Origin of the sequence: Bosea sp. 29B (assembly GCF_902506165.1) — a bacterium.
Classification (GTDB): Bacteria; Pseudomonadota; Alphaproteobacteria; order Rhizobiales; family Beijerinckiaceae; genus Allobosea.
Window position 1 is genome coordinate 2,112,071 of sequence record NZ_LR733817.1, and the last position, 22,447, is coordinate 2,134,517.

The following is a 22,447-nucleotide window of genomic DNA, read 5'->3' on the forward strand; positions in this document are numbered from 1 at the left end:
AGGGACCCCCAAAAGAAAACGCCCCGCACCGTCAGGTGCGGAGCGTCTGATTCACGTGAAACGCTGATCGCGGATCAGTCTTCCGCGCCCTGGCGCTCGCGGGACTTCTCAGCCTCGCGCTCCGCCTTCAGCTTCTCGGTGATGTCCTCACCGGTGGTCTGGTCGACCACCTTCATCGACAGGCGCACCTTGCCGCGCTCGTCCATGCCGAGGAACTTGACCTTGACCTTGTCGCCTTCCTTGACGACGTCCTGCACCTTCTGGACCCGACGCGGGGCCAGCTCCGAGATGTGGACGAGACCGTCCTTGGCGCCGAAGAAGTTCACGAAGGCGCCGAACTCCATAACCTTCACGACGGAGCCGTCATAGATCATGCCCGGCTCGGCCTCGGAGACGATCGACTTGATCCACTTGATCGCCGCTTCGATCGACTTGCCGTCGGCCGAGGCGATCTTGATGGTGCCGTCGTCCTCGATGTTGACCTTGGCGCCGGTCTTCTCGACGATCTCGCGGATGACCTTGCCGCCCGAACCGATGACTTCGCGGATCTTGTCGACCGGGATCTTCATCGTCTCGATGCGCGGCGCATACTCGCCGAGCTGGCCACGCGAGGCCGACAGCGCCTTGTTCATCTCGCCGAGGATGTGATCACGACCGCCCTTGGCCTGGTCGAGGGCGACCTTCATGATCTCCTCGGTGATCCCCGCGATCTTGATGTCCATCTGCAGCGAGGTGATGCCCTCGGCGGTGCCGGCGACCTTGAAGTCCATGTCGCCGAGATGGTCCTCGTCACCGAGGATGTCGGAGAGCACCGCGAAGCGCTCGCCTTCCAGGATCAGGCCCATGGCGATGCCCGCGACCGGCGCCTTCAGCGGCACGCCGGCATCCATCAGCGCCAGCGAGGTGCCGCAGACGGTGGCCATCGAGGAGGAGCCGTTCGACTCGGTGATCTCCGAGACGACACGGATCGTGTAGGGGAACTCCGACTTCGCCGGCAGCATCGGGCGAATGGCGCGCCAGGCGAGCTTGCCATGGCCGATTTCGCGGCGGCCGGGCGAACCCATGCGGCCGGCTTCACCCACCGAATAGGGAGGGAAGTTGTAGTGCAGCAGGAAGGTCTCCTTGTAGGTGCCTTCCAGCGAGTCGATGAACTGCTCGTCATCGCCGGTGCCGAGCGTGGTCACGACCAGCGCCTGGGTCTCGCCGCGGGTGAACAGCGCCGAGCCGTGGGTGCGCGGCAGGATGCCGGCTTCCGAGACGATCTTGCGGACCGTCTTCAGGTCGCGGCCGTCGATGCGGACGCCGTCGTCGAGGATGGTCCAGCGCACGACCTTGGCCTGCGCTTCCTTGAACTGGCCGCCGACCTGCTCCTTGGTGAAGGTGGTCTTGCCGTCCGGCGTCTCGGAGACGAGCGCCTGAACCTTGGCCTTGGCGGCGTCGAGAGCCTTGTAGCGCTCGGCCTTGGTAGTGATCTTGTAGGCAGCGCGGATATCCGCATCGACCAGCTTGAGCACGGCGTCGAGCACGACCGAGTTGTCGGCCGGCACGTAGTCGCGCGGCTCCTTGGCGGCCTTCTCGGCCAGGCGGATGATCGCGTCGATCACCGGCTGGAAGTGCTTGTGGCCGAACATCACGGCGCCGAGCATGATCTCCTCGGAGAGCTGCTTGGCCTCCGACTCGACCATCAGGACGGCGTCGGGCGTGCCGGCGACGACGAGGTCGAGCTGCGATTCCTTGATCTCGTCGACCAGCGGGTTGAGCTTGTAGGCACCGTCGACGTAGCCGACGCGTGCAGCGCCGACCGGGCCCATGAACGGCACGCCGGACAGGGTCAGGGCGGCGGAGGCAGCGACCATGGCGACGATGTCGGGATCGTTCTCGAGGTCATGCTGCAGCACGGTGCAGACGACCTGCGTCTCGTTGCGATAGCCTTCGACGAAGAGCGGGCGGATCGGCCGGTCGATCAGGCGCGAAACCAGCGTCTCCTTCTCGGTCGGGCGTCCCTCGCGCTTGAAATAGCCACCCGGGATGCGGCCGGCGGCGAAGGTCTTTTCCTGGTAGTTCACGGTCAGCGGGAAGAAGTCGATCCCGGCCTTGGGCGATTTGGCGGAGACGACAGTCGCGAGCACGACGGTCTCGCCATAGGTGGCGAGCACGGCGGCATCAGCCTGGCGGGCGATCTTGCCGGTTTCGAGCACGAGCTTGCGCCCGCCCCAGATCAGCTCTTCGGTTTGAACATCGAACATGGATATGTCTTTCGGTCGGATGCGATCCGTCCGGCGTCGATCGTGCCCATGGGCAAGACGGCTAAACGTCCGGGAGGTGCTTGCAGGAAGCGCGCCCGGGCGCTCGGCGATCCTGCCATGAGCGTCGCTGACGCCGGCGGATCATGCGGGAAGCCGCCCCATGCGGTTGCCGCACTGGAATGGGAGCTCGCGTCATTGCGGCGCTCCCGGAGTGAGGCCGATCAATCGGCCCCTAGCAGAACCGCCCGGAGCAGCGAGGCACCGGGCGGAATTTCCGTCTCGATCAGCGGCGGATGCCGAGCTTCTCGATCAGCGTCTTGTAGCGCGCTTCTTCCTTGCCCCTGAGGTAGTCGAGCAGGGAGCGGCGCTGCGAGACCAGCTTGAGCAGGCCGCGACGCGAATGGTTGTCCTTGGTGTGGGACTTGAAGTGGCCGGTCAGGTTGTTGATGCGCTCGGTGAGGATCGCGACCTGGACTTCCGGCGAGCCGGTGTCGTTCGGCTTGGTGGCGTGTTCCTTGATGAGCGCGGTCTTGCGCTCGGCAGTGATCGACATCGTCATGTCCTTTGGTTCGGGTGTTGATCTGGCGGGCCAGGCCGGGATGTCGTCCAGCAAGGTCCGAAGCCCGCATCCGCCTCATCGCGGAAGGGATGCGCAGCCGGCTGGTAGGCCGGTTGCCCGGGCATATACACGAAATCTGGCGAAACGCTAGGGTGCTGCACTGCAGCGCGAGGCAAAGGTCCACCGATTGTTCGATGGCGGAACCAGTCGCCCGGCCCGCAGTTGGAACCCAAACAGTTATCCAGTCCAGGTGCCATCATACGTACCATGCCGAAAGATCGCCTCATCGCCGCGCTCGCCGCCCAGCTCAGAGCCGAGCGTGAGACCCGTGACGCGCTTGCCGACGTGATCGCCAGCGGTCAGTTCGACCGCGAGGTGCTGCTGGCGATCCTGTCCGATCCCGTGCCGGTCGTGACCCGAGACGAGATCGTCCGGGCCGAAGCCTGGCTACGCGGCTTGCCACCTGCCTTCCCCGCTCGGCCCAAGCTGAGGGCGGCCTGATGGCGCCCCGGCCGGCTTGGAAGGGCTATCTCAAGCTCTCGCTGGTGTCCTGCGCCGTCGAATTGACCTCGGCGACCGACCATAGCGAGAAGGTTTCCTTCCGCGTCATCAACCGCAAGACCGGCAATACCGTCCAGCGGCAATACATCGACAGCGTCAGCGGAAAGTCCGTCGATTCCGACGACGAGGTCAAGGGCTATGAGATCGGCGGCGACGAATATCTGCTGATCGAGGAGGACGAGATCGACGCGGTCCAGATCGAGAGTTCGCACACGCTCTCGATCGAGCAGTTCGTCGACCGGGCCGCGATCCCGCAGATCTATTTTGACCAGCCCTATTATCTCAGCCCCTCCGACGAGGTCTCGGAGGAGGCCTTCGCCGTGATCCGCGAGGCGATGGCGAAGCAGAAGAAGGCCGGCATCGCCCGCATCGTGCTCTATCGCCGCGAGCGGCCGGTGATGATCGAGCCCTTTGACAAAGGCCTGCTGCTGACCACGCTGCGCTACGACAAGACTGTGCGCCAGCCGGATGAAGTCTTTGACGGCCTGCGCAAAGGCAAGCTCGACGCGGAGCTGGTCGATCTCGCCACCCACATCATCGACAAGAAAGAGGCGAAGTTCGATCCCAGCGGCTTCGAGGATCGCTACGAGGCGGCGCTGCTCGAGCTGATCGCCGCCAAGCGCAAGGGCAAGAAACCTCCGGTCGCGAAGCCAGCAGAGCGCCCTTCCAATGTAGTCAATCTGTTCGAGGCGTTGAAGAAGAGCCTCGGAGAAGAAAACGATTCACCTTCCAAGTCGTCCGCTCGCGGCAAGAAGCCGTCCGGTACCCGCAAGTCGACGAAAAAAACCGCCGCCGGCAAGGCCAGGAAGAGTGCCTGACGCGCGTCGGAGGACGCCATGGCCAATCTCGATCTCTATCGTTCGAAGCGCGATTTCTCCCGCACCCGCGAGCCGAAAGGTGCTGCCAGTCGGCGGAAAGCTGCCCAGCGTGGCGCCTTCGTGATCCACAAACATGCCGCGCGCCGCCTCCACTACGATCTCAGGCTGGAGCATGACGGGGTGCTCTGGTCCTGGGCGGTGACGCGGGGTCCAAGCCTCGATCCCGGCGAGAAGCGCCTCGCCGTCCATGTCGAGGACCATCCACTGGAGTACGGCTCGTTCGAAGGCACGATTCCGGAGGGCGAATATGGCGCGGGCTCCGTCATCGTCTGGGACGAAGGCAAGTGGATTCCGGAGGGCGACCCCGTTCGCGGCATGGAGAAGGGCCATCTCGCCTTTGCGCTCGAAGGCCACAAGCTCGGTGGCCACTGGCATCTCGTCAGGCTGAAGCCCCGCCGCGGCGAGAAGCGCGACAACTGGCTGCTGATCAAGGTCGACGACGAGTTCGCCCGCGACGACGAAGACATTCTCGAGACCGCGCCGGATTCGGTGAAATCCGGCCGCAGCGTCGAGGAGGTTGGCGAGGACCCTGGCGGCGATATCTGGTCGACTGACGAGAAGCCCGCGAAAGGCCGTAAGCTCAAGGTCGCAAAGTCCAAAGCTGCCAAGGCAAAACCCGCCAAGGCAAAACCTGCGAAGACCACGCTGGCCTCCCACTCGGCGAAAGCCGAGGGCGAGCGGCTGCCGCGCTTCATCGAGCCCTGTCTTGCGACCTTGCTGGACAAGCCGCCTGGCGGCGATGCCTGGCTGCACGAGGTCAAGTTCGACGGCTACCGACTGCAGGCACGAATCTCCGCCGGCAAGGTCAGGCTGCTCACCCGCACCGGACTCGACTGGACCGAGCGCTTCGGTGACAGGATTGCCGATGCCCTCGCAGCAATGTCCTGTGAGACCGCGCTGATCGACGGCGAAGTGGTGGCATTGGGCGAGAACGGCATCTCCTCCTTCTCCGCCCTGCAAGCCGCCTTGTCGGATGGCGAGACTGCGAACCTCGTCTTCTTCGCCTTCGACCTGCTCCATCTCGATGGCGAAGATTTGCGGGCGGAACCGCTGCTTGCCCGCAAGGAGCGATTGGAGGAGTTGCTGAAGGCTGCGGGTCAGGACGCGCCGCTGCGCTATTCCGAGCACTTCGTCGAGCCGGGCCAGACCATGCTGCGCCACGCCTGCCGGATGGGGCTGGAAGGCGTGATCTCCAAACGCGCCGAGGCGCCCTATCGCAGCGGGCGAGGACGCGACTGGATCAAGTCGAAATGCACGCAGCGTCAGGAATTCGTCATCGCCGGCTATGTCCCGTCGAAAGCCTCGCCCAACCAGCTCGGTTCGCTCGTTCTCGGCTACTACGAGGATCGTGAGTTGAAGCCAGCCGGCCGCGTCGGCACCGGTTTCACCCGCAACTTGGCGGCGGCGCTGAAGAAGAAGCTCGACGCCATCGCCGCGAAAGCCTCGCCCTTCAAAGGTGAAGCTGGCCGTGAGCGTGGTATCGTCTGGGTCAGGCCCGAGCTCGTCGCCGAGATCGCCTTCGGCGCCTGGACGGCCTCGAAAACCCTGCGGCATTCGTCATTCCTGGGCCTGCGAGAGGACAAGCCGGCGCAGGAGGTGATCGAGGAGAAGCCCGTCAAGGCTGGAACGAAGGCGCCCCGAGCGGTGAAGTCGGCAGGCAAGCGCGCACCCGTTCGGGGGACCACCGTGACGCTCAGGAATCCCCAAAAACCGCTCTGGCCCGATATCGGCTTCACCAAGCAGGGTCTGCTCGACTATTACGCCAGCATCTGGGAGCGCATGGCGCCCTTCGTTATCGAGCGACCCTTGAGCCTGCTGCGGGCGCCCGATGGTGTCGGCGGGCAGGTCTTCTTCCAGAAGCATGCCGGTGCCGGGCTGCACAAATCCGTCTCGCGGATGAAGGACAAGGATGGCGAGGAGCTGCTCTTCATCCGCGATTTCGACGGGCTCGCCGCATTGGTCCAGCTCGGCACGGTCGAGGTCCATGTCTGGGGCGCGAAGGTCGACGCGGTCGATATGCCCGACCAGGTCATCTTCGATCTCGATCCCGACATGGGCGTGCCAATGGAGCGTGTGCGCGAGGCAGCGCTCGCCGTGCGTCAGCGCCTCGACGAACTCGGCTTCGAGAGCTTCCTCAAGACCTCCGGCGGCAAGGGCTTCCATGTCGTGCTGCCGCTGCAGCCGAAGGCGGATTGGAACGAGGTCAAAGGTTTCGCCCGCGACTTCGCCAAGGCGATGGAACAGGCCGAGCCGAAGCTCTACACAGCGACCCTGTCGAAGAAGGCGCGCAAGGGCCGAATCTTCATCGATTATCTCAGAAATGGCCGCGGCTCGACCGCGATCGCGCCGTTCTCGACGCGGGTCCGTCCCGGCGCTGCGGTCGCCATGCCGGTCGCCTGGGAGCTGCTGGAGAGGGATCTGGCGCCTGACGCCTTCAAGGCGCCGGAGGTTACTAAGAAGGGCCCGCCCGACGATGCCTGGGCCGCCTTCTTCAAGCCGAAGCGGCCCTTGAAGCGTTGATCAGGCGGCGATCTCGCCGCGATCATAGCGCCGCTGCGCCGCCTCGACCTCGCCGATATGAGCCTCCGCCCATTGGGTCAGCGCTGCGACCGTGCCGGCGAGCGTGCGCCCGAGCGGGGTCAGCGAATATTCGACTGTGACCGGCACGGTCGGGAAGGCCCGGCGCGAGATCAGCCCGTCCCGTTCCAGGCTCTTCAACGTTTGCGACAGCATCTTCTGCGAGATGGAGTCGATCCGCCGGCGCAACTCGTTGAAGCGCAAAGTCTCCTGTTCCAGCAGGATCAGCACCAGTACCGCCCATTTGTCGCCGATGCGGTCGAGCACCTGCCGCGTCGGGCAGCGCGCGTTGAAGGCATCGGGGCGGTGGAGCATGGCGGTTTCCAGCAGGTGACCTTGTGGCGTGAAAGTGCCTTCTTGAGAGAAAGTCGCATGGCTGCCATCTGGTGTCTATCGGGATGTAGGTTCCTAACAGATACTAGGGAAGGTCACCATGAAGATTGCTCTCATCGGCGCCACCGGCTTCATCGGCTCGCGCCTGCTCGCCGAGCTGACCAGCCGCGGCCACCAGGTCACCGCCATCGTCCGCAATCCCGAAAAGGTGCCGCAGGGCGCCGGTATCGTGGCGAAGAAGGGCGATGTCTACGACAAGGACGGGCTCGCGGCCCTGCTTGCCGGCCATGACGCGGTGATCAGCGCCGTGCACTATACCGCCAGCGATCCGGCGGTTCTGCTCGCGGCGGTGAAGCAGTCCGGCGTGAAGCGCTATCTCGTCGTCGGCGGCGCCGGTAGTCTCGAGGTCGCGCCGGGCGTGAAGCTGTTCGACACCAAGGAATTCCCGGCGATCTATCTCGACGAGGCCAGGAAGGGCGGCGCCTATCTTGATCAGCTGAAGGGCGAGAGCGACCTCGACTGGACCTTCCTCTCGCCCTCCGCCTTGATCGAGCCGGGCGTGCGCACCGGCCAGTTCCGGCTCGGCAAGGACCGGCTCCTGGTCGACGGCAAGGGGCAGAGCCGGATCTCGGCCGAGGACTATGCCGTTGCCTTGGTCGATGAACTGGAGAAGCCGGCGCATACGCGCCAGCGCTTTACGGTCGGCTACTGAGACGGGACTAGCGTCCCGTCTCAGCATCGCCTGAGATTACCGGTCAGATTGAATCAGTCTGGCCGGGTCCAGCTGCAGGGTCCGGCGGAAGCGCTTCTCGCCGAAAGCGAGCTGGCCGCGGCGCAATTCGCCGCTCCAGACATGGCCGGCGTCGCTCTCGAAATAGAGCTGCGACGCATCCACCTCGTAGCGGCCGCCATGACCCGGCGCCTGATCGCGCTGCTTGCCGAAGCGGCCATTGGGACGAAGATCGAGCCGGATGGCGCCATCCTCGCTGACCCAGCGGCCGAGCACGGCGAGCTCGGCCTTCGTCAGCGGCTCCGGAAGCTCGAGATCGATCTCGAGCGGACGAACCGACGGCTTGGCCGGCACGATGATTGACGCGATCGCGCCGAGCGACTGGAAGACCTGGTTGAAGGGCATGATGATCTCCTTTCGTTCAGGTAGTTGGGCGGTGCAGATAGCGCCGCCTTTGACAGGAATATGTCAGTAGCAACCGGCTCGGGGCGCCAGGGCATTCCGCTCCTGGGTCCGTTGGTCGACGACGCTGCCGGTATGCTGGGACAATGCACCGGTGCGGCCGTAGAGCGGTAGACCGATCCGCCGCGATCATTGCCTGATCCTCCAGCGTTGCAGCCCACCCATGGCAAAGCCCTGCTACTTCCTTATATGGAACTCCAGGCATCCGGGTCGGCTTCCAGCGACCTGCCATGGAGGTCGGTACATGTCCCAGGTCGAGGAACTCGCCAGGCTGATCGCGCGCTTTGCGCCGAGCGACGGCGTCCACCAGACCGCGATCCCGCGCTTGAAGGTCGTCCGTCTCTCGCAACCCAGCGAGCCGATGCATGGCCTGCACGAGCCGGCGCTCTGCATCATCGCCCAGGGCGCCAAGCAGGTGATCCTGGGCGACCAGATCTATCGCTACGACGCCGCCCATTGCCTCGTCGTCTCGCTCGACCTGCCGGTCATCGGCCAGGTGATCGAGGCGACGCCGGAAGAGCCCTATCTCTGCGTCAAGCTCGAGCTCGATCCGGCCGCCATCGGTGCGCTGATGCTGGAAGCGCCGCCGCTGACCGAGCGGGAATTGTCATCCGGTCCGGGCCTGACAGTCGGCCCGATGACGCCGGCCTTGCGCGACGCTGTGATCAGGCTGACCGGCTTGTTGGAGGCTCCCGCAGACATTGCGGTGCTCGCGCCGCTGGTCGAGCGCGAAATCCTCTATCGCCTGCTGACCGGAGAGCAGGCGGCGCGCCTGCGCCAGATCGCGGTGGCGGAGAGCAAGCTGCAGCAGGTCAATCGCGCCATCGCCTGGATCAAGCGCAACTACCGCAGCCCCTTCAGCGTCGAGATCGTCGCGGCGGAAGCGCGGATGAGCCCTTCGGCGCTGCACCAGCATTTCAAGGCGGTGACGGCGATGAGCCCGCTGCAATACCAGAAGCAACTGCGCCTGCAGGAAGCGCGCCGGCTGATCCTGGCCAAGGCGCATGACGCTGCCTCGGCCGGATTCCAGGTCGGCTATGAGAGCCCCTCGCAGTTCAGCCGGGAATATAGCCGCCTGTTCGGTGCCCCGCCGCTGCGCGACGTCGCGCGCCTGCGCGGCGCCTCGGCAGCCGACGCCGCCTAGAACTCCTCCCATCCTGTGTCATTTGCGCGCCCGTTTGCGGCCTTGCGGGGCTGAGTCGGGGCGCGCTGGGGCGCAGCAGCTTTGCTCTGGGCGAAGGCGGCCTCGGCGAGTTGGCGCAGCCGCTCCGGCTCGGGCGCCTGGCCGCTGCTGCGATCGGCCGCGCCGGCAGCATGCGGTGCGGTGCCCGCGGATCGTGCGGGCACGCGCATCGCAGGCATCGCAGCAGATCTGGCAGCCGGGCGCGTCCCGGGGCCGGCGAAGGCCGGCGCGGGCGCCGCCATGGCGCCGTGCGTGGCGTTCCCGGTGCGGAAGCTCGCCACCAGCGTGTTGAGCTCGCCGATCCGGCCCGACAGCGCCCCGGCCGAGGCGGCGCTCTGTTCGGCCAGCGCCGCATTGGCCTGCGTCATCTCGTCGAGATGGGCGATCGCCTGGCTCATCTCGTCGATGCCATGGGCCTGTTCGGCGGAAGCCGCCGAGATTTCCTGGATCGTGCCAGTGACCTTCTGCGAGGCCGCCAGGATCTTTTCGAGCGAGTCACCCGCCCGGCGCACCAGCCGGACGCCCTGCTCGACCTCGGTATTGGAGGACGATATCAGCCCGGAGATGTCCTTGGCGGCTTCCCCCGAGCGCTGGGCGAGCGTGCGCACCTCCGAGGCGACGACGGCGAAGCCTTTGCCAGCGTCGCCGGCCCTGGCCGCCTCGACTGCGGCGTTGAGGGCCAGCAGATTGGTCTGGAAAGCGATGCCGTCGATGACCGAGACGATCTCGGAGATTTTCTTGGAGGCGTCCTCGATCCGCGCCATGGCGCTGACCGCCTCGCCGGCGATGGCGCCGCCATCCTGCGCCGCCTGCATCGCCTCCTCGGCGACCGCCGCCGCCTGGCGCGCGCCCTGGGCCGAAGCTTTCACCGAGGCCGCCAGCTCCTCGGTCGTCGCCGCCGTCTCCTCGAGCGAGGAGGCCTGCTCCTCGGTGCGCTTCGACAGGTCGTCTGCGCCCGTGTTGATCTCGCGCGCCGCAATGCCGACCTCGGAAGCCGTCACCTGGATCGTCGACACCGTGGCGGAGAGCCGATCGACGGCTTCGTTGAAGTCGGCGCGCAACTGCTCGTATTCGGCGGGAAAGGCGTCTTCGAGCCGGCAGGTCAGGTCTGCCTGGGCAAGCCGCTCCAGCCCGGCGGCAAGGGCGCGAACGATCGCTTCCTGTTGCTGTGCATGGTCGCGCTGCTGCTCTGCCGCGCGCTCGCGCTCGGCCTGGTTGCTGCGGCGTTCGGCATCGCTGCGCTCCGATTGCTCCGTCGCTTCAGTCTCCAGTCGCGCTTTTTCGATCGCTGCCTTGCGCAGGACGGCGACCGCATCGGCCATGGCCGAGACCTCGTCGCCGCTGCGCAGCTTCGGTGGTTCGCTGGCGAGATCGCCGGCTGCCAGCTTCAGCATCGAATCCTTGAGCTGGCCGAGCGGTCTCAATGTCCGGCGCGTCAGCCAGAACAGCAGCGCCCCGCCGATCGCGGCGATCACGATACCGGCCAAGACGTTATTGCGGATCATCTCGTCGATGACGGTAAGGAAATCCGACTGCTTGATGCCGACATAGAGGATGCCGATCACCGCATTGTCCGATTTCTGGATGATCGGCTCGTAGATGGTGAAATAGGGGACACCAAGGATATCGGCGGCCCCGGAATAGGTACGGCGTTCCTTGAACACGGCGTCGTTGGCTGCACCTTGCGCCAGCTTGGTTCCGACCGCGCGCCCGCCATCCGGCTTCTGGACGTTGGTCGAGACGCGCGTGTCGCCCATGAACACCGTCGCGGTGCCACCGGAGAGCGCCTTGACCTTGTCCACGGCGGCAAAGTTGCCGTTGACCAGCTCAGATCCGAAATAGAGCTTGTCGCCCTCCAGCCGTGGCTCGCCCTTGGCGGTGAGAATATCCCGCAGCAGGTTGATGTTGACGGTCAGGCTGGCTTGAGCCCGCTCGCGCATGGCGCTGTCGGCCGCGCGGATCGAGACGATCACCGACGCCGCAATCGCGGCAGCGAAGATGGCGAGGCCGACGATCGCGAGCCGATTGGAGATGGGTAGCCAGAGGGAGGCGAGCTTCTTCACGGGCGGCTCCTTGAGGCGGCCGAGGTCGGCCAGCACTCAAGAACCCGTCGAAACTGGTAAATTTCGCTTTAAAAGGGGTCAAAATCGACCAAAACAGCCCTGTTTTGTGCAGAGTTCGTTCCATTCAGTACAAATGGACCGCGACATGCGTGTGCTCTGCAGGGCGTTCTTCTACAGGTTGAAGACGCGATGCGGGACGAACTCGCCCTGCGCAATCGAGCCGGTGGCGATCAGCACGCCGCCGCTCATCGCGTAGACGGCATCGGCTTCCAGCGGCGCGTCGCGGCCGCGCAGGAGCACGCTCTGGCCGCGCTTGAGCCGGAGCGCGGCATCGCGATGCACCACGATCTCCGGGATCAGCTGCAATGCTGCCGAGACCGGCAGCAGTGCCTCCGCGGCGCTATCGCTGTCGCCGTCGCGCAGCGCCTCGACCGTCGCCGCATCCGCCACCGCGAACGGCCCGACGCGGGTGCGGCGCAGATGCGCGACATGGCCGAGACAGCCGAGCGCCAGGCCGAGGTCGCGGGCAATGGCGCGGACATAGGTGCCCTTGCCGCATTCGGCCTCGAAGGTCGTGGTCGGGCCGTCATGGCAGACGATGCGCAGCGCGGTGATCTCGACCGGACGGGCCTCCAGCGTCACCTCCTCGCCGTCGCGGGCGAGGTCGTAGGCGCGCTCGCCCGCGATCTTGATCGCTGAGAACTTTGGCGGCACCTGCTGGATCGTGCCGGTGAAGCGCGGCAGCAAGGCCGCGATCGCCGGCTCGTCGGGCCGGAGTTCGGAGGTCGCGACGACTTTGCCCTCGGTGTCGTCCGTATCGGTCTGCGAGCCCCAGGCGACGGTGAACTCATAGGCCTTGCGCCCGTCCATCACGAAGGGGACGGTCTTGGTCGCTTCGCCCAGCGCAATCGGCAGAAGGCCCGAGGCGAGCGGATCGAGCGTGCCGGCATGGCCGGCCTTCTTGGCGTTATAGGCGCGCTTCACCACGGCGACCGCATGGGTCGAGGTCATCCCGATCGGCTTGTCGAGCACGACCCAGCCATGCACGTCGCGCTTCTTCGGGCGCGGCGGCCGGCCGCCATCCGCCTCTGCCGGGCGGTTCTCGTCAGTCGTCGTCATGGTGCTTGTCTTGCTGGTCCGGTTGGTCCTGGTCGATGCGCAGCGGCTGCTTCAGGATGTCCTGGCGCACCTTGTCCGAATAGAGCAGCGCATCGATGCGCTCGGCCTCGGCGAAGCTCTCATCCTGCAGGAAGCGGACGTTCGGCGCGTATTTCAGGTTCACGCGATGGGCGATCTCGCCGCGGATATAGCGCGTATGGGCGCTCAGCGCCTTCAGAACCGGCGCGACGTCCTGGCCGCCAAGCGGCATGATGTAGCAGGTCGCGAGCTTGAGATCGGGCGAGAGCCGGACCTCGGGCACGGTGATGACGTGCTTCGCCAGCACATCGTCATGGATGTCGCCGCGCGCCAGCATCTCCGCCAGGGCGTGACGGATCAGTTCGCCGACACGCAATTGCCGCTGCGAGGGCCCGGAGCCCTGTGTGTTGGGTTTCTTTGCCATGGCTCTCGTTCTCCGGGATCGGACCGGATGGACGGGTTTGAAACGTCATGGCCGGGCGAAAGCCCGGCCATCTGGAAACATCCGGGAGCAAGCGTGCCTGTCAGAGGCTGCGCTTGATCTCCTCGACGCGGAAGCACTCGATCACGTCGCCTGCGCGCATGTCCTGGTAGCTCTCGAAGGACATGCCGCACTCCTGGCCGGCGACCACTTCCTTGGCGTCGTCCTTGAAGCGCTTGAGCTGGGCGAGCTTGCCCTCGTGAACCACGACGCCGTCGCGGATCAGGCGGACATTGGCGCCACGCTCGATCGTGCCGTCGGTGACGCGGCAACCAGCGATCTTGCCGACCTTCGAGACGTTGAAGATCTCGAGGATCTGCGCGTTGCCGAGCATGGTCTCGCGCAGGGTCGGCGCCAGCAGGCCCGACATCGCGTCCTTCACATCATCCATCAGGTTGTAGATGATGCTGTAGTAACGGATCTCGACCCCGGCCCGTTCGGCCGCTTCGCGCGCTTCCTTGTGGGCGCGGACGTTGAAGCCGATCACCACTGCGCCCGAAGCCTGGGCCAGCGTGACGTCGGATTCTGTGATCGCGCCGACGCCGGACGAAAGCACGCGGGCGCGGACCTCGTCATTGCCGACCTTCTCGAGCGAGCCGACGATGGCTTCGACGGAACCCTGCACGTCGCCCTTGACGACGAGCGGGAACTCCTTGCGACCAGCACCTTCCTTGAGCTCGCGCATCATCTCGGCGAGCGAGCGGCCGGCACCCGAGCCGGCGCCGCGGGCGGCGAGGCGATCGCGCTTCTGACGCTCGCGGTAGTCGGTGATCTCGCGGGCACGGGCCTCCGACTCGACGACCGCGACGCGGTCGCCGGCTTCCGGCGTGCCGTTGAAGCCGAGCACCTCGACCGGAAGCGACGGCGCCGCTTCCTTGATCTGGGCGCCGGTATCGGAGATCAGCGCGCGGACGCGGCCCCATTCGGCGCCAGCGACGACGATGTCACCGGTGCGCAGCGTGCCGCGCTGGACGAGGACGGTCGCGACCGGGCCGCGGCCGCGGTCGAGCTTGGCCTCGATCACCGTGCCTTCTGCGGCGCGCTCGGGGTTGGCCTTGATGTCGAGCACCTCGGCCTGCAGCGCGATCGCTTCGAGCAGCGTGTCGAGCCCCTGGCCGGTCTTGGCCGAGACTTCGATTTCCAGCGTCTCGCCGCCGAGCGACTCGACCTGGATCTCGTATTGCAGCAGCTCGGAACGGACACGGTCCGGGTTGGCGTCGGACTTGTCGATCTTGTTGATCGCCACGATCAGCGGCACCTTCGCCGCCTTGGCGTGGTTGATGGCCTCGACCGTCTGCGGCATCACGCCGTCATCGGCGGCAACCACCAGCACGACCACGTCCGTCACCTTGGCGCCGCGGGCGCGCATCGCCGTGAAGGCGGCGTGGCCGGGCGTGTCGATGAAGGTAACCTTGGCACCGGCCGGCGTCGTCACCTGATAGGCGCCGATATGCTGGGTGATGCCACCGGCCTCGCCGGACACGACATGGGTCTTGCGGATCGCGTCGAGCAGCGAGGTCTTGCCGTGGTCGACATGGCCCATGATGGTCACGACCGCCGGGCGCGAGACCAGGGTCTCGTCCGTGTCCGGCGTGTCGAACAGGCCTTCCTCGACGTCGGATTCGGCGACACGCTTGACGGTGTGGCCCATTTCCTCGGCCACGAGCTGGGCGGTGTCGGCGTCGATCACGTCGGTGATCTTGTGCATCGCGCCCTGCTTCATCAGCAGGCGGATGACGTCGACGCCCCGCTCGGTCATGCGGTTGGCGAGTTCCTGGATGGTGATCGTCTCAGGGATGATCACCTCGCGCATCACGCGTTCCTTCGCGACATCGGAGGCGCGATGGCCGGTCATGCGCTGCACGCGGCGCCGGAACGAGGCGAGCGAGCGGGTTCGCTCGTCGTCCCCGCCCGTGGCGGTCGACAACGTCAGGCGGCCGCGAGGCTTCTCGCCGACCTTCGGAGTCTTCGGTGCCGGAGCCGGGGCGCCGCGGGGTGCGCCAGGCGCTCCGCCGGGACGCCGGAAAGCGGGACGCGCCTCGCCGTCATCGGGACGGCTGCGGGGAGCACCTGCTGAAGAGGGCGCCTGCCGAGCGGGCCGCGCGACGAGCGGCTCGGCCGTCGCATTGGCGTCGGGGCGTGGCGGGCGCGGCGAGTCCGGACGGGGGGGCCGGAAATCCAGGCGCGGCGGGCGGGCGCCGACATCGCGCGCCGGCGGGCGCGGCCCACCGAATTCGCGCGTCTCCCGGGGACCCGACGGAGCAGGGCGCGGCGTCTGGGCGTAGGGCTGGACTGAGGGAGCGGCCGAAGGGGCAGCGTCACGCGGCGGTGCGGGCCGCGGCGGGGCAGCCTCCTCGCTCATGCGCTGGCGGGCCGCGCTCTCGGCCCGGCGCTTGTGCTCATCCTCCTGGCGGCGGCGGTCCTCTTCCTCGCGCTGGCGAGCCTGGGCGGCTTCGCGCTCGGCCCGCTCGCGGGATTCCCGGGCAGCGCGCTGGCGTGCTTCCTCTTCGGCGCGGGCGCGGGCCTCTGCCTCGGTGGCGCGAGCATCGGAGAGGGCGCGCTGACGCGCATCCTTCTCATCGTCCGAGAGCGTGCGCAGCAGCATGCTGCTGGCCGGGCGGCTGGCCTGTGGCGCGGGCTGCGGTGCCTGTGGCCGCGGCGGCGTCGGAGCCTGCTGCTGCGGCTGCGGGGCACGGGCAACCGGCGCGGCCACGGGTTCGTGGCCGCTGACGCGGCGCTTGACCTCGACGACGACCTGCTTCGTGCGCCCATGCGAGAAGCTCTGCCGAACCGTGCTCTGCTCGACAGGACGCTTCAGCGACAACGTCTTGGGAGGCGTTACGCTCAAGGTCTTGTCGCCGGGGGTCTTGGTATCACTCATTCCGCTGTCGGTCCTGCCGGTTCGGTCTTCGTCTGGTCGCGTACGTCGGATTCAGCCGGGTCGATGAACGCCGTCTCGCCAGCATCGTTCATCCGAAAACGGATGAGCCGACGCCAGCGCGCGAGGAAACCCTCAGTCGCCGGACCCGGAGCAAGCGCTGCATGTATCACATGCTCACGCCCCAGCGCCAGTTCCAGTTCAGCCGCGGCGAAAATCGCCACGACCGGTATCTCTTTCGGCCCCGATGCGCGCCGCAGCGCCTGGCCGATCTTACGCTTTCCGTCCTCGGCGCCGTCGCTCGCGGCGATCACCGCGGCAGGGCGCCCTGCTTCAGCCTGGGCCTCGACCTTGGCGAAGCCGGTCGAGACCAGTCCCGCCTTGTTCGCCATCGCCAGCGCCTGGATCGCGTCCCGGACCAGCAGCGCATCGACCTCGGCCGCCAGCTCGGGCGAAACCGTGACTTTCATCTTCAGCGAGCGCTCGAACGCGCGTCGCTTCACCGCTTCGCGGACTGCGGCAGCGCTGAGCGAGACCCAGACGCCGCGTCCCGGCAGCTTGCGCCTGATGTCCGGCACCAGCACTTCGCCGGGGCCGACCACGAAGCGAATCAGATCTTCCGGCGCCCGGCCCTGGCGCGTCACCACGCAGGTCCGCTCCGGGCCCTCGCGTTCGGCGCGCCGCTTCATCTCGCGCTGTCCTGGTTCAGACCTGCGACTCCTCGGCCTCGGTCTCCGCCTCGGCTTCCGGCTCCGGCGCCTCGATCCAGCCCGCCTTGACGCGGGCGGCCATCACGATCGCCTCGGCATCCTGCCGCGACAGGTCGAAGCCGTCGAGATAGCCGGAATGGCGGGTGGTCTCGCCATCCTTGCGCTCGGTCCAGCCGACCAGGTCGTCGGTGGCGCAGCCGGCGAGGTCCTCGACGCTCTTCACGTCGTTCTCGCCGAGCGCGACCATCATCGCGGTGGAAACGCCCTCGACATCGCGCAGCTCGTCCTCGACGCCCAGCGCCTTGCGCTTCTCGTCGAACTCGGCCTCGACCGCGGCCAGGTGTTCCTGGGCGCGGTTCTGGATCTCGGCGGCGGTATCCTCGTCGAAGCCCTCGATCGAGGACAATTCGCTCGGCTCGACGTAGGCGACTTCCTCGACCGAGCGGAAGCCTTCCGAAGCGAGCAGCTGGCCGACGGTCTCGTCGACATTGAGGGCGTTCATGAACAGCTCGGTGCGCTGCACGAACTCCTTCTGGCGGCGCTCGGACTCCTCGGCTTCAGTCAGGATGTCGATGTCCCAGCCGGTGAGCTGCGACGCCAGGCGGACATTCTGGCCGCGGCGGCCGATCGCGAGCGAGAGCTGCTCGTCCGGCACCACGACTTCGATCTTGTCCGCTTCCTCGTCCAGCACCACCTTGGCGACTTCCGCCGGCTGCAGCGCGTTGACGACGAAGGTCGCGACATCGGGCGACCACGGGATGATGTCGATCTTCTCGCCCTGGAGCTCGCCGACCACGGCCTGCACGCGCGAGCCGCGCATGCCGACGCAGGCGCCGACTGGATCGATCGAGGAGTCACGGCTGATCACCGCGATCTTGGCGCGCGAGCCCGGATCGCGGGCGACGGCCTTGACCTCGACGATCCCGTCATAGATCTCCGGCACTTCCTGGCCGAACAGCTTGGCCATGAACTGCGGATGGGTGCGCGACAGGAAGATCTGCGGCCCACGCGGCTCGCGGCGCACATCGTAGACATAGGCGCGGGCGCGGTCGCCGACCTTGAAGGTCTCGCGCGGGATCATCTCGTCGCGGCGGATGATCGCCTCGCCACGGCCGAGATCGACGAAGACATTGCCGTATTCGACGCGCTTGACCGCGCCGTTGACGATCTCGCCGATACGATCCTTGTACTCGTCATACTGCCGGTCGCGCTCGGCCTCGCGCACCTTCTGCACGATGACCTGCTTGGCCGACTGGGCGGCGATGCGGCCGAAATCGAAGGGCGGCAGCGGATCGGCGATCACGTCGCCGACCTGGGCGGCCGGGTTGTGACGCTTGGCCTCGTCGACGGTGATCTCGACGGCGCCGTTCTCGACGAGGTCGACGACCTGGAGATGGCGGGCGAGGCGCAGCTCGCCCGACTTGGTGTTGATCTCGGCATGCACGTCTGTCTCGGCGCCGTAGCGCGAGCGCGCCGCCTTGGCGATCGCGTCCTGCATCGCGTCGATCACGATCTGCCGGTCGATCGACTTCTCGCGGGCGACGGCGTCGGCGATCTGCAACAGCTCGAGCCGGTTGGCGCTGACGGCCATGGCGCTCACTCCTCTTCCTGTGTGTTCTTCACCGGCCCCTTGGCGCCCTTGCCCGGCTTGCGGGCCTTGGGATCACGGGGGCCGAGCGACTTGCCGCGCCCGGGTACGGGCTGGGCGATCTCGTCGGCGGGCGGCATTTCCGGCGCCAGGCCCGATTTGCCGCGCCGGAGCGATTCGGTGACCAGCGCATCGGTCAGCACCAGCCGCGCCTCGGCGATCAGGCGCATCGGGATCGCGACATCGCGCTCCTCGTCGGCCTTGGCGTCGTCGCGGCTCAGCAGGGCGTCGGTTCCGCTGGCGCCCCGCAGGATGCCGCGGAAGCGCTTGCGCCCGGCAAAGGGCTCGCTGGTCTCGATCTTGGTCAGGTGGCCGGCCCAGCGCTCGAAATCGCTCGGCCTGACCAGCGGCCGGTCGATGCCCGGCGACGATACTTCCAGATGATAGGCCGTCTGAACGGGATCGTCGACGTCCAGCGCCGGCGAAACCGCCTGGCTTACGGCCTCGCAGCCTTCGACATTCATCGTGCCGTCGGGCAACTCGGCCATGATCTGGACGGTGCAACCGTTCTGGGCGCTGATGCGCACGCGCACCAGCCGGTAGCCGAGATCCATGATCGCCGGCTCGATGATCGCCGCAACGCGCGCGGCGATGCCGCTCTCCACGACGATCCGCTCTTCCTGATCCTGGCTGTTCTGCTCGACCATCCGTATGGCTCGCCCGTCTCCCGCCGGCTCCAAAAAAACTCATGGGCGGTTCGGCCAATAAAAAAGAGCGGGCCGGTGGGCCCGCTCTTGATCGCCGGCTTACACCGAAACCAGAGCTGTTGGCCGCTATCTAGTCCCGTTTCAGCGATCTTGCAAGCCTGTCCTCGATTTCGACGATGCTGCTAACCCGCTGGTCATTCTTCATTGCTAGGATGGGGGGATGGTTGAGTGGTGAGGTTGCGTGATGAGTCCTGTCGGCGCGTTGCTGCGCGATCTCGAGACGACGATGGCGCGCGGCTCGACCGACGAGCGCGCCGTCATCCTGTCGCGCCTGACCGACCTCTTCCTGGCCACGGCCAACGAGATGGGCGAGGACCAGGTCGGCGTCTTCGACGTGGTGATCGGCCGCCTCGCTCGCGCGATCGAGATGAAGGCGCGCATCGAACTGGCCGAGCGGCTCGCTCCCGTTCCCAATGCGCCGAGCGGCGTCGTGCGCCAGCTCGCGCTCGACGAGATCGCGGTGGCGCGGCCGGTCCTCGTCGCCTCGCCCCGTCTCAGCGACCATGATCTCGTCGCCATCGCCGCTGCCAAGGGCCGCGATCACATGCTCGCCATTACCGAGCGTCCGGATCTCGGCGAGCCGGTCACCGATTTCCTGATCCTGCGCGGCGGGCGCGTCGTGACCCATGCCGTCGCCGCCAATCAGAGCGCCCGCTTCTCCCGCCACGGCATGGGCGTCCTCGTCATGCGCGCCGCCCAGGACGACGCCTTGCAGGTGACGCTCGGCACCCGCGCCGACATCCCAGCCGATCTCGCCGAGCAGCTGCTGGCGGCCGCCAAGAGCTCCGCCCGCCGCCGGCTTGAAGCTTCGTTGGAACCGTCGTTGATGGGTGCCGTCGCCGGCGCTGTCGAGCGCGGTGCCGAAGCCGTCTCGGCCCAGACGACCATCGGTGACGAGCTCGGTCGTTTCGGCAAGGCGCTGGTGGACGTCAAGGCCCTGGACGAAGCCGGCAAGCTCGACGAATCCGTGGTGGCGCAATATGCGACCTCCGGCGCGGTCGAGCATGCGATCTGCGGTGTCGCCGCCCTGGCCCGCCTGACCTTGCCGGCGACCGAACAGATCGTCTTCGGTCCCGATCGCGATGCGGTGCTCCTGGTGGCGCGCGGCATGGGCTGGTCCTGGGAGACGACCAGGGCGCTGATCGGCCTGCGCAAGGGCGACGGCAAGTCCGCCCCGGTGCTGGAGCGGGCCAAGCAGAGCTTCCGCAACCTGACGCCGATGACGGCGCAGCGCGTGCTCGGCTTCCTCAGGATGCGCGACGGTGCGCAGTCAGATAGCTCGGCACCCGTCCGGCCTTGACCGCTTTCGCCTCGTAGCGGGTGCGGACCCAGCCGGGATAGGGCTGGCGCCAATCGTCCGCGCGCTCGTCGATCCAGTCGAAATCAGGCGAGGCGGCGAGCCGCGCCAGCGTCCAGCCGACATAGTCGTCGATGTCGCTGGCGAAGCGGAAGCGACCGCCCGGCCGCAGCACCCTGGCGAGCAGGGAGAGCGTCCGCTCCGAGACGAAGCGGCGCTTGCGCTGGCGGCGTTTCGGCCATGGGTCCGGATAGAGCAGGTCGGCCGCGTCGATGCTTCCTGCGGGCAGTTGCGGCAGGAGCAGCGCGGCATCGCCGTCCCAGAGCCGGATATTACGCAGGCCTTCCTGCTCGATCACGGCCAGGAACTTGGCCATGCCATTGATGAAGGGCTCGACGCCGATGAAGCCGATCTGCGGGCTCTCGCGCATGCGCGCCAGCAGATGCTCGCCGCCGCCGAAGCCGATCTCGAGCCTGACGGCCTCGACGGGAATCGGAAAGAGCGCCTTCAGGTCGGAGATCGGCCCTTCCGGCAGACGAAGCGCCGGCAAGGTCTCGGCGATGCGCTCGGCCTGGCCCTGGCGCAGGCCCTTGCCCTTGCGGCGGCCGAAGAAGGCCCGGTCTGGATCGTGCTGCTCTGTCATGAGCGTTGCTCTATGTCGGTTCGAGCAAAAGAAAAAGGCCGGGGCAGCACCCCGGCCTTCATTCAGACTATGGTGACGTGGATCAGGCGACGGCCTTCTTCAGCGCGTCGACCAGATCGGTCTTCTCCCAGGAGAAGCTGCCGTCGCGGCCGGCCTTGCGGCCGAAATGGCCATAGGCCGCCGACTTGGCGTAAATCGGCTTGTTGAGGCCCAGATGCGTGCGGATGCCGCGCGGTGTCAGGTCCATCACCTCACCGAGCACGCTCTCGAGCTTGGCCTCGTCGACCTTGCCGGTGCCGTGCAGGTCGACATAGATCGACAGCGGCTTGGCGACGCCGATGGCGTAGGCGAGCTGGATCGTGCAGCGGTCGGCCAGCTTGGCGGCGACGACGTTCTTGGCGAGATAGCGTGCCGCATAGGCGGCCGAACGGTCGACCTTGGTCGGGTCCTTGCCCGAGAAGGCGCCGCCGCCATGGGGCGCCGCGCCACCATAGGTGTCGACGATGATCTTGCGGCCGGTCAGGCCGGCGTCGCCATCGGGCCCGCCGATCACGAACTTGCCGGTCGGGTTGACGTGCCAGACGGTGTCCTTCGAGATCCAGCCATCGGGCAGGGTCTCACGGATATAGGGCTCGACGATCTTGCGGACATCGGCCGAGGTCAGCGTCTCATCGAGATGCTGGGTCGAGAGCACGATCTGGGTCACGCCGACCGGCTTGCCGTTCTCGTACTTGACCGTGACCTGGCTCTTGGCGTCGGGGCCGAGCTTGGCGGCCGCACCTTCGCCGGCGTGGCGGGCCTTGGCGAGGACCTCGAGGATCTTGTGGGCGTAGTAGATCGGCGCAGCCATCAGCTCCGGCGTCTCGCGGCAGGCATAGCCGAACATGATGCCCTGGTCGCCGGCGCCGACATCCTTGTTGCTGCCTTCGTCGACGCCCTGGGCGATGTCGGCCGACTGCGGGTGCAGCAGCACGTCGATCTTGGCCTTCTTCCAGTGGAAGCCGTCCTGCTCGTAGCCGATCGCGCGGACCGCCTTGCGCGCCGCCGACTTCACCTTCGACTTGATCTGCTTCTCGTCGAGATGGGTGCGGACCTCGCCGGCGACGACGATGCGGTTGGTGGTCGCCAACGTCTCGGCGGCGACGCGCACCTGCGCCGGGTCATGGCCCGCCTTGATCGCTTCCTTGAAGAACAGATCGACGATCTCGTCCGAGATCCGGTCGCAGACCTTGTCCGGGTGGCCTTCGGAAACGGACTCGCTGGTGAAGAGGTAGTTCTGACGGGACACGGTCGGGATCCTTCCCAAGCTGCGGGGCGGGCGCCGGTGGAGACCTGCGCACGAATGAAAAATGCG

19 protein-coding genes are annotated in these 22,447 nt (G+C 66.9%); 6 read left to right on the top strand and 13 right to left on the bottom strand.

Annotated features, from left to right (window positions below):
- Positions 1-74: 74 nt before the first annotated feature.
- A complete protein-coding gene (gene pnp / locus GV161_RS10320; RefSeq protein WP_152013230.1) occupies positions 75-2,246 on the bottom strand; it encodes a polyribonucleotide nucleotidyltransferase in 2,172 nt (723 codons plus the stop codon).
- 283 nt (positions 2,247-2,529) lie between these two features.
- Positions 2,530-2,799, bottom strand: coding sequence for a 30S ribosomal protein S15 (rpsO, locus tag GV161_RS10325; protein WP_152013229.1), 270 nt, complete (start codon positions 2,797-2,799; stop codon positions 2,530-2,532).
- A gap of 273 nt (positions 2,800-3,072) precedes the next feature.
- On the opposite strand from rpsO, the gene GV161_RS10330 reads away from it, so the two are divergent.
- The 3 genes from GV161_RS10330 to ligD are packed head-to-tail and all read left to right on the top strand — an operon-like array spanning position 3,073 to position 6,764.
- A complete protein-coding gene (locus tag GV161_RS10330) occupies positions 3,073-3,306 on the top strand; it encodes a hypothetical protein (RefSeq protein ID WP_152013228.1) in 234 nt (77 codons plus the stop codon).
- Complete coding sequence (locus GV161_RS10335) at positions 3,306-4,184, top strand: Ku protein (protein WP_152013227.1); 879 nt, start codon at positions 3,306-3,308, stop codon at positions 4,182-4,184. Before GV161_RS10330 ends, GV161_RS10335 begins: the two co-directional genes overlap by 1 nt.
- An 18-nt stretch (positions 4,185-4,202) precedes the next feature.
- A complete protein-coding gene (gene ligD / locus GV161_RS10340) occupies positions 4,203-6,764 on the top strand; it encodes a DNA ligase D (RefSeq protein WP_152013226.1) in 2,562 nt (853 codons plus the stop codon).
- Here ligD and GV161_RS10345 read toward each other — a convergent pair whose 3' ends face one another.
- Entirely contained in the window at positions 6,765-7,136 is a 372-nt protein-coding gene (locus GV161_RS10345) for a helix-turn-helix domain-containing protein (protein ID WP_152013225.1), read from the bottom strand.
- Positions 7,137-7,254: 118 nt separating this feature from the next.
- Between GV161_RS10345 and GV161_RS10350 the strand changes: the two genes are divergently transcribed.
- Positions 7,255-7,866, top strand: a complete 612-nt coding sequence (locus GV161_RS10350) for an NAD(P)-dependent oxidoreductase (RefSeq protein WP_152013224.1) — start codon at positions 7,255-7,257, stop codon at positions 7,864-7,866.
- A 36-nt stretch (positions 7,867-7,902) separates the two neighbouring features.
- Here GV161_RS10350 and GV161_RS10355 read toward each other — a convergent pair whose 3' ends face one another.
- Positions 7,903-8,289: an Atu4866 domain-containing protein gene (locus GV161_RS10355; protein ID WP_152013223.1), complete on the bottom strand. Its 387-nt coding sequence runs from the start codon at positions 8,287-8,289 to the stop codon at positions 7,903-7,905.
- 301 nt (positions 8,290-8,590) lie between these two features.
- Here GV161_RS10355 and GV161_RS10360 point away from each other — a divergent pair, with 301 nt between their 5' ends.
- Positions 8,591-9,490, top strand: coding sequence for an AraC family transcriptional regulator (locus GV161_RS10360; RefSeq protein ID WP_152013222.1), 900 nt, complete (start codon positions 8,591-8,593; stop codon positions 9,488-9,490).
- Here GV161_RS10360 and GV161_RS10365 read toward each other — a convergent pair.
- The 7 genes from GV161_RS10365 to rimP all read right to left on the bottom strand — a co-directional run bounded on the left by GV161_RS10365 (position 9,487) and on the right by rimP (position 19,093).
- The gene (locus GV161_RS10365; protein ID WP_152013221.1) at positions 9,487-11,592 is read right to left on the bottom strand and encodes a methyl-accepting chemotaxis protein; all 2,106 of its coding nucleotides are present in this window, start codon (positions 11,590-11,592) and stop codon (positions 9,487-9,489) included. The genes GV161_RS10360 and GV161_RS10365 overlap by 4 nt on opposite strands.
- Before the next feature lie 171 nt (positions 11,593-11,763).
- Complete coding sequence (gene truB, locus GV161_RS10370; RefSeq protein ID WP_152013220.1) at positions 11,764-12,711, bottom strand: tRNA pseudouridine(55) synthase TruB; 948 nt, start codon at positions 12,709-12,711, stop codon at positions 11,764-11,766.
- Positions 12,698-13,153: a 30S ribosome-binding factor RbfA gene (rbfA, locus tag GV161_RS10375; protein WP_152013219.1), complete on the bottom strand. Its 456-nt coding sequence runs from the start codon at positions 13,151-13,153 to the stop codon at positions 12,698-12,700. Before rbfA ends, truB begins: the two co-directional genes overlap by 14 nt.
- A gap of 100 nt (positions 13,154-13,253) precedes the next feature.
- Entirely contained in the window at positions 13,254-16,091 is a 2,838-nt protein-coding gene (infB, locus tag GV161_RS10380; protein WP_152013218.1) for a translation initiation factor IF-2, read from the bottom strand.
- Entirely contained in the window at positions 16,088-16,777 is a 690-nt protein-coding gene (locus GV161_RS10385) for an RNA-binding protein (protein WP_152013217.1), read from the bottom strand. Before GV161_RS10385 ends, infB begins: the two co-directional genes overlap by 4 nt.
- A 16-nt stretch (positions 16,778-16,793) precedes the next feature.
- On the bottom strand, positions 16,794-18,389 hold the full coding sequence (gene nusA, locus GV161_RS10390) for a transcription termination factor NusA (protein ID WP_152013216.1): 1,596 nt from the start codon (positions 18,387-18,389) through the stop codon (positions 16,794-16,796).
- 5 nt (positions 18,390-18,394) lie between these two features.
- The gene (gene rimP / locus GV161_RS10395) at positions 18,395-19,093 is read right to left on the bottom strand and encodes a ribosome maturation factor RimP (RefSeq protein WP_152013215.1); all 699 of its coding nucleotides are present in this window, start codon (positions 19,091-19,093) and stop codon (positions 18,395-18,397) included.
- Between the two features lie 244 nt (positions 19,094-19,337).
- Between rimP and GV161_RS10400 the strand changes: the two genes are divergently transcribed.
- On the top strand, positions 19,338-20,453 hold the full coding sequence (locus GV161_RS10400; RefSeq protein ID WP_152013214.1) for a DUF2336 domain-containing protein: 1,116 nt from the start codon (positions 19,338-19,340) through the stop codon (positions 20,451-20,453).
- Here GV161_RS10400 and GV161_RS10405 read toward each other — a convergent pair.
- The gene (locus GV161_RS10405; protein ID WP_152013213.1) at positions 20,401-21,093 is read right to left on the bottom strand and encodes a tRNA (guanine(46)-N(7))-methyltransferase TrmB; all 693 of its coding nucleotides are present in this window, start codon (positions 21,091-21,093) and stop codon (positions 20,401-20,403) included. The two genes, GV161_RS10400 and GV161_RS10405, sit on opposite strands and share 53 nt — an antisense overlap.
- Positions 21,094-21,175: 82 nt before the next feature.
- Positions 21,176-22,381: a methionine adenosyltransferase gene (metK, locus tag GV161_RS10410; RefSeq protein WP_152013212.1), complete on the bottom strand. Its 1,206-nt coding sequence runs from the start codon at positions 22,379-22,381 to the stop codon at positions 21,176-21,178.
- Between the last annotated feature and the right edge of the window lie 66 nt (positions 22,382-22,447).